This is a genomic window from bacterium, from assembly GCA_027622355.1.
In the GTDB taxonomy this organism is placed as follows: Bacteria; UBA8248; UBA8248; order UBA8248; family UBA8248; genus JAQBZT01.
The window spans coordinates 1-9,685 of sequence record JAQBZT010000089.1; the positions used below are offsets into that span (position 1 = coordinate 1).

Sequence of the window (9,685 nt, forward strand, 5' to 3'; positions counted from 1 at the left end):
GTTGCTACTTCTTTTTTCGCTTGGACTGGTAGATTCCCGCCCGCTTCATGATTCCCGCCACGATCCGGTTTTGACTGGCAAGGTAGATCTCGAACGCGGTGTGGTCCATCGGGGCGACCGTGAAGCCACTTTTCTTTGCGAGTTTCGTGAAAGCGTCCGAGCGCGTCGCGCGCATCATGGCGTCGGCGATGATGGCCTTGACGAGCTGGGGGGTTCCCTTCGGGACGCTGAGGCCCCGGAAGAAATCGATCTCGGCGTTGAAGCCCAGCTCCTTTGCGGTGGGAACGTCCGGCACGACGAAATTCCGCTCGGCGGCCGGAATCACCAGCAGGCGGATTTTCTTGGCCTTCGCCAGGCGGACGGCGCCCGTGAGCGGGGCCACCATGGCGTGGGCCTCGCCGCTCAGGACGGAAGAATTGCGCCGCTTGATGCCGACCGGAAGATGAATCACCTTGCAGCCCGCGGCGGTCATGAGGGCGGCAGCGCCGAGATGGGTGCTGCTGCCCGTTCCGGCGTTGGCGATTTTGTAGGTGTTCGGATTTTTCCGGCAGTCGGCGACGAACTCCTTGAAGGTGCTCCATTTGGCGTCGCCCCGGACGGCGAAGGGGAGGGGCTGCGTCTCGACGCGGCCGACGTGGTCCAGCGCCTTGTAGCTGAAGGGAACGTTCCCGATGTTGGTCGAAGTCAAAATCGAGGTTGAATTCCAGGCGATGGTGTAGCCGTCGGGCTTCGCGTTTTTCACATAGGTGTAGGTGACGGCGCCGCCCGCCCCCGGCTTGTTGATCGGCACGACCGGAACGCCGAGCACCTCGGACATGCCCTTGGCGAGCAGTCTTCCCTCGATGTCGGCGCCGCCCCCTGCGCCGAAGGGGATGATGAACTGAATCGGTTTTTCGGGGTACGCCGCGAAGGCCGATCCCGAAAGTGCGGCGGCTGCCAATAGGCCAGCAAACAACAGGCTGAACTTGCGAATCACTTTTCTTCTCATCGCGCTCTCTCCCTGTGAGATGGAAATTTCAAGAGGTTGTTCTATTTGTCGATCTCGAACCCGGCGCCGACCGCTTCCAGCGCGGCCCGGGCGATGTCCTCGTCTTGTTTCCAGTCCCCGCCGCTGACGCCGATTCCACCCAGGCATTCGTTCTCGAAAATGATGGGGAAGCCGCCCTCCATCGCGGTCCATCTCTCGGGCCCCGCGGCGAGGGCCAGCCCGAGCGCATGGAGGGTGTCGAGCGATTGCGCCTGGGCGCCCTGGGTGGTGGTGGGGCGCTTGTTCGAGGCCGCGCACACCGCCTTGGTGGTCGAGGAGTGAATCGTGTGAAAACGCCCGCCGTCCATGCGCTCGAGGCGCAACAGGTGTCCTCCCGCGTCCACAATCGCCACGGTGACGGCGATGCCGAAGTCCTCCGCCTTTCGGATGGCCGCCTCCATCATCGTTCGGGCTCCCCGGGAGGTCAGGCGCTTGGTGTCGGCAAACGGCATTCGTTTCTCCTTCGGATAAAAACTAAACGGCTTTTGAAGATGGGGGCCTTCCGGCTCGGGAGATGCTCTTTCCGTTTTTGCGGGCCAGCCGGCCTTCCGCCCGGAAAGCCCGCTGCAACTTTTTGAAATTGGCGCGAAGCACCTGATAGGAGAGCTGGCCGTGGTTGATTAACTCTTTCTCGGCGGCCTCCGGGTCGTGTTGCGCGAGCGCCCCGAAAATTCTTTTGTGGCTCTCAAAAGAATCGAGCATCCCCTCCGGGAACGACATGGCCAGGAGGTTGTATCTCCTGATCTGGCGGTATATCTGGGCAAGATGTTGACAGAGCTTCGTGTTTCCCGTGGCCTCGTTCAGCAGATCGTGGAACTGGATGTTGAGGGCGGAATAGGTGGAGAAATCCTCCGCTTCGACGGCCGGGGACATTTTCACGATGATTTTTTTCATCTTGTCCAGGTGTCCGGAGGTGGCGTTCTCGGCCGCAAGGCGGCCGGCCAGCGCCAGAAGGTGGTTGCGGAGCGTGTCCAGCTCCTCCAGCTCTTTTTCCTCGAAATTCGCGACGCGGACGCCGCGGTTGGCTACGCGGTGGACGATTCCGATGGATTCGAGCTGGCGGAGCGCCTCGCGCACCGGGCCGCGGCTTATCTGAAGCTGCCGCGCGGTTTCGGCCTCGCTGATGCGCTCACCGGGCCCGGCGCGCATCTCGACAATCTGCTCCTCGAGGAAGCGGTAGGCTTTCTCCGTCAGGCTGTTTTTGCGTGTTCGGAGCGGTTGAATTTCCGCGGTCATGTCGGCCTGGCCTCGGCGCTGTTATTGGATGAAGTTGTTTTCAGGGTCGAGGGAAGATTAGGCGGGGGGATATTTTTTGTCAACACTTGAACATTTATCTGTCAACAGTATTCTGTCCCGCCACGCGGCCGCGGCTTTTTTCTGAGGCGGGGCCGTGATAGGAACGGTTTCGCACGCACAGTTTTCCGGCGATGCCATCACCGTGAAAGAGCCAGGCCATGCGCACGAAAGAAAAGTCGCTCCGCCTTTTTCTCGAGGAAATTGCCCGCGAGGCCGGCGCCCTTGCGCTCTCTCATTTCGGGAAGGCGAAGGTTGAGAAAAAAGGAGACAGCATCGTTTCCGAGGCGGATCGGGCCGTCGAGCGTTTGCTGATCGGCCGGATTCGTGCGCATTACCCAGGCGATTACATTCTCGCGGAAGAGAGCGGAGCGATCGGGGAAGCGCGCCCCGGGCCGGGTACCCGCTGGTGGGCCATTGACCCCATCGACGGGACAGGGCCTTTTTTGAGCGCGCTGCCCTTCTGGTCGGTGTCGGTGGCCTGTCTGCGGGGCGCTGCGGTGGAAGCGGCGGCGGTCTTTCTGCCCGTGGGCGATGAGATGTACTCCGCCGAGGCGGGCGGGCAAGCCTTCAAGGACGGCGCCCCCCTCCCCCCGCTCTCGAAGGATGCCGCCCACGATCACAGCTTCCTCTTTGTTCCGGGCCGCCCGGTTTCCGGGCTCCACATCGATTTTCCGGGGCCGTGTCTTTCTCTCTCGGCGGCTTCGGTGCATCTGACCTATACCGCATCGGGGGCCGCGTTCGGCACCGTGGTGGAGCCGACGCACGCCTACGACATCGCGGCGGCGGCGCTCGTTCTGGAGTGTGTGGGAGGCCGGGTGATCTCGGCGGACGGCGCGCCGCTCAACTACGCCCGGCTGGCCGACGGCAGACGGAGCGAGGGCCCGGTGGTCGCCGCCGCCGCGGGCCGGATCGATGAACTTCTGAAGAAGGTCTCTTGGAAGGAAGCGTAGCCCCGGAAACCTACATCCACATTCCGGCGCGCTGCATGAGCTGATCGAGCGCGAACGAAACCCGATCGGCTGCTTCGATCGGTGTCATGTGGCCCGCCCCCTCGATGATGTCGAGTGTCGAGTCGGGCAATCCATCGTGGATCTCCTGAAATCTGGCAGAAGGGATGAGCGCGTCCTCCGTCCCGCCGATCACCGCGCAGGGGCAGGTGATCTCGTGTAGACGCGCACACACGTCGTCGCGGCGCCGTATCGTGTCCTGGAGCATAACGAGGCGCACCGGATCCTGCGAGGCGATGACCCGCCGCGTGTGTTCCACCTCATCGGAAAACGCGGTGAGGGAGGCCGGCGCGAAAAGCTGGGGGATAAAAGCGGTCGCGAACGCATCGGACCCTTCATCCGAGATGAACCGCATGACGCTGAGGCGCGCGGCGGTCCGGTCGGGGCTGTCGCCCGCGCTCGTGTTTACAAAGGCGGCGGCGCGCACTTTCAGCGGATGGCGGATCGCCATCTGGAACAGAGTGAAGCCGCCCATCGAAAACCCGGCCACGGCCGCCGCGGAAACATCCAGCGCCTCGAGAAAGGCCGCGGCATCGTCGGCGAGCTGCTCGATGGAGATGGGCGCGCCGGCGTCCAGGTGCTTCGTCTCGCCCAGCCCGCGGAGGTCGGGAACGAACAGCCGGTATTTGTTTTTCAGGGCCCCCACCTGGGCGTCCCAGAGGGAGTGGTCGAGCGAATAGCCGTGAAGGAGCAGAAGCGGCGGGCCGCTTCCGTGTTCTTCGAAGGCGATGTCGATTCCACCGGCGCGGACGGTTCTCATCGTTCGTTCCCTTTCTGGTTGTGGGCCATCAAAGGCTGCGAGGCGGTTGCGATTTCACCCAGCGCCAATTCGATTTCCTCCAGTACCCATTCGTCGGTTTCAACCTGAAGCTGGGCTTCGAGCAGCTCCCGGCATTTGTTCAGGTTTTCGCGCCCCCCGATCCGGCCCAGCGCCCATGCGGCATGGCCGCGGACGAGGGCGATCCGGTGGCGCAGGGCGCGCGCGAGCGCGGGCAGGGCATCGCGGCCCCCGGTGTTGCCGATGGCGACCGCCACGTTCCGGAGAAATCCGTCGTGGCGGGCCCGCATGACGGGAGTTCCCTGGAATCTTTTCTGGAATTCGGTCTCATCCATTCCGAGCATCTCGATAAGGTTCGGAGCCAGCGCGCCCGGGCGCGGAGAGAAGCGCGCCTCCACGGCGGCCGGCGCCCCATCGTTCCAGGGGCAGACCTCCTGGCAGATGTCGCAGCCGAAGAAATGGTTTCCGACGAGGGGGCGGAGGCTCCGGTCCATGGGGCCGCGCAGCTCGATGGTGAGGTAGGAGATGCATCTTCGTGCGTCAATGACGCCCGGCGCGACGATGGCGCCCGTAGGGCAGTCCGTGATGCACCGCTCGCACGTGCCGCAATGCTCGCTCACGGGCGAATCCGGCGGTATCTCGCGGTTCAGGAGCAGAACGCCGAGGAAGAAATAGCTGCCCAGTTCGCGGCTCAGGAGAAGGGAGTTCTTCCCCTTCCATCCGAGGCCGGCGCGGGCGGCCAGATCGCGCTCGAGAATCGGTCCGGTGTCAACATAGCTTCTTCCGTCGATGCCGGGGTCGAATTCCTGCAGGTCCTTGAGGATGCGCAGGAGCCTTTTTTTGAGAAATTTGTGGTAATCGCCCCCGTGCGCATAAAGCGCGAGTTTTCCGGGGAGCGCGCCCGGGGGAGAGGAGCTCTTTTGAGGGGTATCGAGAGGGCGGTAGCGGACGGCGACCACCAGGGCGGATCGCGTGTCCGGCCAGAGGTTGCGAAGGTCTTTTCGAATTTCGGGATCGCGCGTCAGGTATGTCATCTCGCCGGCGTAGCCCTTCCCGATCCACTGAAGGTATTGCCGGTGCGGCGCATCCAGGGCGGGGGGCGCGATGCCGGAAAGGTCGAAGCCGTGGCGCCGGGAGAGTTCCAGGACCAGCGAACGCAAGCCGGCGGCATCGGGAGCGGCGAGGCCCGCTTCGGCCGGGGCGGGGAAGGGGCCGCTCATGGCGCCGCCTTCCGGGCGACACATTGCGCCTGGGCGCGGACGGTCAGGTTTTTGCCGCCGCCCAGAAAATATTTTCGGATGGCTTCCCGGCGGCCGGTTTCCTTCCCGGCGGGGGTTCGGGTGTCTTCCCGGAAATAAGTGGAAAGCGCGGCTTCCCCCGAAGAGAATTCGAGGGTGTCCTTCTCGAGCCGGAGAAAGAGGGGCGCGAGATGAAACTTCGCCAGAAGGGCGTCAACCTGATCCTGATCGAGCGAAAATCGGCTGGTTGCGCCTGCCTCGCTCCAGAGGCTCGGGTGAAGAGCGACGAAGGCGAAGATTCCGCCCGGAGGGAGCGCCCTTGCGGCGCGCTCCACAATCTCGGGGCCCATGCAAAGGTGTGCGGTGATGAGATCGGGGATTCTGCCCTGCAGGAGGGGGCCGTAATCTTCTTTTTCCACATCGCAAAGAAGAAACTGTGCGCCCGGCAGGTTCTCCGCCCGGGCCCGCGCGGCGTGAAGGGCCGCCTCGTCCCGGTCAAGCCCGATCGACCAGCCGCCCTGCGCCCAGCGCTCCGCCAGGGCGAAGGTCATCCGGCCTTCACCGCACCCCAGGTCGAGATGTCCGCCCCCGGGGGAGAAGTGGCGCTTGACCGCATCAAGCCATTTTTCTCCCATTTCGCCGTGGGCGGCATCGCCCGGGCGTATGGTCCGCGCGCCGCTCTGCCATTTCGCTCGGGCGGATGTCGAAAGCATATGTGGATTCTCCCGGCGGATAACGAAAAAAGCCGCCAAGCCTTGGCGGCGTTCCATTTTCCCGCTTTTCTCCGCCTTTGATCTCATTATCTTGGCGAGCGGGAATAGGGCTGTCAAGGCGGGATTTGCGCCGGAAGCCGCATCGTTCCAAGGGGGTGGGGCGGCGTTGGATTCTATTTTTCGGAAAGGAATGGTATCTACGATGCGGTGGCGATTTACCGATGGGTGGGCGGGCGCTGTTTGCTGGAGCGGGAGAAGGAATGACGGAGCAGAACCGGCCGGATGGGGCTTTGGCCCGCCGGCGGAGGATATTCTGGGTGGTGCTCGCGCTCGCGGCGCTCGCGGGGCTGCTGGCGCTCTACTTCCGGCAGGATATCTCGGGCTGGATTGGCGCCCTCCAGAAGCTGCAGGCCCAGAAAGACCATTTCCGCGACTGGATAAACTCCTTCGGCGTCTGGGGGCCGGTGGTGTTTATCGCTGTTCAGGTCGGCCAGGTCGTCTTCTCTCCCATTCCGGGAGAGCTGACGGGCTTTCTGGGCGGCTACGTGTATGGAGTGGGGGCCGCCACCTTCTACAGCACGATTGGTCTCACGATCGGAAGCTACATGGCCTTCGCGATCGGAAGATGGCTGGGCCGGCCCTTCGTCGAACGCCTCATGACGCGAAAGGTGATCGACAAGTTCGACTTTCTGGTGCAGCACAAAGGGGCGCTGCTGGCGTTCGTCTTTTTCTCGATACCCGGTTTTCCGAAAGATTATATGTGCTACCTGCTGGGGCTCAGCCCGCTCCGGCTGCGGACGTTTCTCATCGTGGCGTTTTTTGGGAGGATTCCGGGGACCTTCGTTCTCGGCCTTCAGGGGGCCAACCTGTACGAGGAGCGCTATGGGATGTTGTTGGGCATTTTTCTCGTGCTTCTCGTTGGCGCGGCTCTCATCGCCTACCTGAAAGACTACATTCACGAATGGATGCGGAAAAAGGCGTCCGACAAGCCTTGAGCCTCGCCTTCATCCCTCAGATCAATTCCAGATAGAGCAGCACCAGCGGCGTGGTCAGCATGCTGAAAGCGGTTCCGGTGAAGACGACCGAGGCTGCGAGCGGGCCCTCGTTTCCGTAGCGTTCCGCGAAAACGTAGTTGAAGTTGGCCGCAGGGCTGGTGGACATCAAAAAGAGCGCCGCGCGGAAAATGCCCTCGAGCTGAAAGATGGCGGAGAGCGCCCATGCGGTCGCAAACCCCAGGACGAAGCGGAGAATCGAGACCATCACGCTGAATTTGAAGTCCGTCCGGCGAATCGAGCGAAGCCGGTAGCCGAGAACGAAGAGCTCGAGGGGAAAGAGCCCCCTTCCCGCAAGCTGGGTGAACTGCATGAAGAATTTCGGGATCGGCCAGGCGAATACCGCGGCCGCGATGCCGGCGATCGAGGCATAGATCGCGGGCATGCGGAGCGGTTCGACGGCGTTGGCCCTGCCGCCGTGGAGGACAAGCCCGATTGTGAACAGGATGAACACGTTGGGGATAGAGAGCAGCACGACCTGGGCCAGGCCTTCTTCTCCGAATGCGAGCAGGGCCAGCGGATAGGGAAGCGAGACCGAGTTCATGATCATGATCGAGGGGGTGAAAATTCGCTGCTGGATGCCGAAAGCGATTTTGATGAGCCAGGCGATGGCCCCGGGGATCAGATGAATGGCGAGGGAGAAAAGGACGGCGCGGAGCAGATTCGCCACGTCAATGTTCTGGCGTGCCAGTGAATCGAACATCAGGGCCGGAGCGAGAAGGAAGATGATGATCTCCATGAAAATCTTGGGGTCGATCGTTCGCTTCTTCCCGTAGAAATATCCCGCGAAGAGGATGGCCATGACGGGGAACACGACTTGAAGGATGCGGGAGAGAATTTCCATCTCGATTTGCTGGCCTCTCGGCGAAACGGCCCGGCAGCCGGACCCACTAAGACGTCCCGGGCGAAAAGAGGGCGAGTATATCCATGGCCGCAGAGAGAGACAAGGGAAGGGCGTTGCGGGTGAAGCGGGGGCCGGGATAGGCTGGCGTTTTCATATCGCGCACTCGCCAAAGGGAGACGAGAAATGCCGGAGATCGACCATATTGGCTATGCCGTTCGAAACGTGGATGAGAAGAAGGATTTGATGGAGAACCTCTTTGGCTTCCGCTTTCAGGAGCGGCTGGAGAAAGATCGCCCGGGCAACCACGCCCGGCTGGATTTCTATGAAACGCCCGGCGGGGTGATGGAACTGGTCGAAAACAGCTCGCCCGAATCCCCCATCAACAAATTCATTGACGAGCGGGGGGAAGGCCTCCACCATATCTGCTTCCGGGTCGATGATTTGCCCGCGACGATGGCGGAGTGGGAGGCGAAGGGGGTCAAGTTTCTTATGAAGCCGCCGATCGCCGGTTCGAAAAACGCGGCCATCACCTTCACCGTTCCGGCCACCACGGGCGGGATCACCATCGAGCTGCTCCAGCGCCTGCCGGAGGGCGAGGTGCCCGACTGGGTGGCGAAGTAGGATCGGAAAGAACAATGGCGAAAGTCTCAAAATAACAACGGGAGCTGATCGCGATGAAACGATATCTTTCTTTTTTCATTGTGCTGGTCGTTGCCCTTTCGGCGGTTCTTTTCTTCCCCCGGACATCGGATGCCGCTCGGGGAGACAGCGTGGGCCTCGTGGTCGCCCTGCAGGGGAACGCCACGCTCATCCGGAAGGAGGGGGACAGCATCGTTCCGGTTACGGCGAAGATGGCTTTGTACCTGGGAGATACGATCCGGACCGCGGAAGATTCAAAGGTCAGGCTCATGTTTGTGGATGGGACGGTGGTCTCTTTGGGTGTGGGGACGACATTCCGAGTGACGAAATTTGTTTTTTCCCCCCGGGAGAAGAAACGCTCATTCGGGTTTGGCGTTCCGGCGGGCGTTTTCCGGGCGATCGTCAGCCGGCTTTTGCCCGGCTCATCGTTTGAGATCCAGACCCGGACGGCGGTTGCCGCGGTCCGGGGGACAGACTGGATGGCCCGTGTGGACAACAACGCCTGTGCATTTTTCGTGCAGCGCGGAAAGATCTCCGTGAAATCCCAAAGTTCCGCTCATAACTGGGTGTCGCTTTCTGACGGCGAGGGAACAGAGGTGCACGAAGGGGCTCCCCCTTCCAAGCCGAAAATATGGGGCAAGGCGCGCGCGCGTGCCTTGATGCGTGACGCTACGCTTCGATGAAACTTCTGCGTCTGACCGAATTCCGGGTGGCGCTCCTTGCCACCTTCGGGATGATTTTTCTGTACCTCGGGGCGGCGCAGACACCTCTTTTCCGCAACCTGGAAGCCAAGACCCTCGATTTGAGATTTCAGCTCCGCGGGGCCTCGGTTCCCAAGGTACCGATCTCTCTCGTTCTCGTTGACGACAAAAGCATCCGGGCGCTGGGCCGGTGGCCCTGGAGCCGGGAGCGCTTCGCCCAGCTCGTACGGCGGCTGCGGGCTGCCGGGGCGAAGGTGATTGCCTTCGACATTCTTTTCCTGGAGCCGGACGAGAATCTGACGGGAAAAACACTCCGTTCGCTGCGGCGGTCCCTGCAGTCCATTCTTCCGGAAGGCACGGTTTCGCAAATTCTTGCGCAGCGCCTGCTGG

Annotated in this window: 12 protein-coding genes; 5 read left to right on the forward strand and 7 right to left on the reverse strand. The window is 62.3% G+C overall.

The annotated features are described in order from the left end of the window. Positions 1-4: 4 nt before the first annotated feature. The 3 genes from O2807_06890 to O2807_06900 are packed head-to-tail and all read right to left on the reverse strand — an operon-like array spanning position 5 to position 2,263. On the reverse strand, positions 5-988 hold the full coding sequence (locus O2807_06890; GenBank protein ID MDA1000226.1) for a tripartite tricarboxylate transporter substrate binding protein: 984 nt from the start codon (positions 986-988) through the stop codon (positions 5-7). A 41-nt stretch (positions 989-1,029) separates the two neighbouring features. Next, on the reverse strand, positions 1,030-1,479 hold the full coding sequence (locus tag O2807_06895; GenBank protein MDA1000227.1) for a heme-binding protein: 450 nt from the start codon (positions 1,477-1,479) through the stop codon (positions 1,030-1,032). A 22-nt stretch (positions 1,480-1,501) separates the two neighbouring features. Next, complete coding sequence (locus O2807_06900) at positions 1,502-2,263, reverse strand: GntR family transcriptional regulator (GenBank protein ID MDA1000228.1); 762 nt, start codon at positions 2,261-2,263, stop codon at positions 1,502-1,504. Between the two features lie 218 nt (positions 2,264-2,481). Between O2807_06900 and O2807_06905 the strand changes: the two genes are divergently transcribed. After that, a complete protein-coding gene (locus tag O2807_06905; protein MDA1000229.1) occupies positions 2,482-3,273 on the forward strand; it encodes a hypothetical protein in 792 nt (263 codons plus the stop codon). Positions 3,274-3,283: 10 nt separating this feature from the next. On the opposite strand, the gene O2807_06910 is transcribed toward O2807_06905, so the two are convergent. From O2807_06910 to O2807_06920, 3 genes are read right to left on the reverse strand one after another with little or no spacing between them, the layout of a single operon-like run. After that, the gene (locus O2807_06910; protein MDA1000230.1) at positions 3,284-4,090 is read right to left on the reverse strand and encodes an alpha/beta fold hydrolase; all 807 of its coding nucleotides are present in this window, start codon (positions 4,088-4,090) and stop codon (positions 3,284-3,286) included. Further along, positions 4,087-5,328: a tRNA epoxyqueuosine(34) reductase QueG gene (queG, locus tag O2807_06915; GenBank protein MDA1000231.1), complete on the reverse strand. Its 1,242-nt coding sequence runs from the start codon at positions 5,326-5,328 to the stop codon at positions 4,087-4,089. Before queG ends, O2807_06910 begins: the two co-directional genes overlap by 4 nt. Further along, complete coding sequence (locus tag O2807_06920) at positions 5,325-6,059, reverse strand: methyltransferase domain-containing protein (GenBank protein ID MDA1000232.1); 735 nt, start codon at positions 6,057-6,059, stop codon at positions 5,325-5,327. Before O2807_06920 ends, queG begins: the two co-directional genes overlap by 4 nt. Positions 6,060-6,319: 260 nt before the next feature. Between O2807_06920 and O2807_06925 the strand changes: the two genes are divergently transcribed. Then, entirely contained in the window at positions 6,320-7,054 is a 735-nt protein-coding gene (locus tag O2807_06925) for a TVP38/TMEM64 family protein (protein MDA1000233.1), read from the forward strand. A 16-nt stretch (positions 7,055-7,070) separates the two neighbouring features. Here O2807_06925 and O2807_06930 read toward each other — a convergent pair whose 3' ends face one another. Next, positions 7,071-7,955: an AEC family transporter gene (locus tag O2807_06930; GenBank protein ID MDA1000234.1), complete on the reverse strand. Its 885-nt coding sequence runs from the start codon at positions 7,953-7,955 to the stop codon at positions 7,071-7,073. Positions 7,956-8,138: 183 nt separating this feature from the next. On the opposite strand from O2807_06930, the gene O2807_06935 reads away from it, so the two are divergent. From O2807_06935 to O2807_06945, 3 genes are all read left to right on the forward strand, one after another. After that, on the forward strand, positions 8,139-8,576 hold the full coding sequence (locus O2807_06935) for a VOC family protein (GenBank protein ID MDA1000235.1): 438 nt from the start codon (positions 8,139-8,141) through the stop codon (positions 8,574-8,576). A gap of 53 nt (positions 8,577-8,629) precedes the next feature. Beyond that, positions 8,630-9,277, forward strand: coding sequence for a FecR family protein (locus O2807_06940; protein ID MDA1000236.1), 648 nt, complete (start codon positions 8,630-8,632; stop codon positions 9,275-9,277). Further along, on the forward strand, positions 9,274-9,685 hold a 412-nt coding region (locus O2807_06945), incomplete at its 3' end, for a CHASE2 domain-containing protein (GenBank protein ID MDA1000237.1). The genes O2807_06940 and O2807_06945, both read left to right, overlap by 4 nt.

Bases quoted from the DNA above. Each gene is read 5' to 3' on its own strand.
- O2807_06890 (MDA1000226.1), bottom strand. From the start codon at position 988: ATGAGAAGAAAAGTGATTCGCAAGTTCAGCCTGTTGTTTGCTGGCCTA.
- O2807_06895 (MDA1000227.1), bottom strand. From the start codon at position 1,479: ATGCCGTTTGCCGACACCAAGCGCCTGACCTCCCGGGGAGCCCGAACG.
- O2807_06900 (MDA1000228.1), bottom strand. From the start codon at position 2,263: ATGACCGCGGAAATTCAACCGCTCCGAACACGCAAAAACAGCCTGACG.
- O2807_06905 (MDA1000229.1), top strand. From the start codon at position 2,482: ATGCGCACGAAAGAAAAGTCGCTCCGCCTTTTTCTCGAGGAAATTGCC.
- O2807_06910 (MDA1000230.1), bottom strand. From the start codon at position 4,090: ATGAGAACCGTCCGCGCCGGTGGAATCGACATCGCCTTCGAAGAACAC.
- queG (MDA1000231.1), bottom strand. From the start codon at position 5,328: ATGAGCGGCCCCTTCCCCGCCCCGGCCGAAGCGGGCCTCGCCGCTCCC.
- O2807_06920 (MDA1000232.1), bottom strand. From the start codon at position 6,059: ATGCTTTCGACATCCGCCCGAGCGAAATGGCAGAGCGGCGCGCGGACC.
- O2807_06925 (MDA1000233.1), top strand. From the start codon at position 6,320: ATGACGGAGCAGAACCGGCCGGATGGGGCTTTGGCCCGCCGGCGGAGG.
- O2807_06930 (MDA1000234.1), bottom strand. From the start codon at position 7,955: ATGGAAATTCTCTCCCGCATCCTTCAAGTCGTGTTCCCCGTCATGGCC.
- O2807_06935 (MDA1000235.1), top strand. From the start codon at position 8,139: ATGCCGGAGATCGACCATATTGGCTATGCCGTTCGAAACGTGGATGAG.
- O2807_06940 (MDA1000236.1), top strand. From the start codon at position 8,630: ATGAAACGATATCTTTCTTTTTTCATTGTGCTGGTCGTTGCCCTTTCG.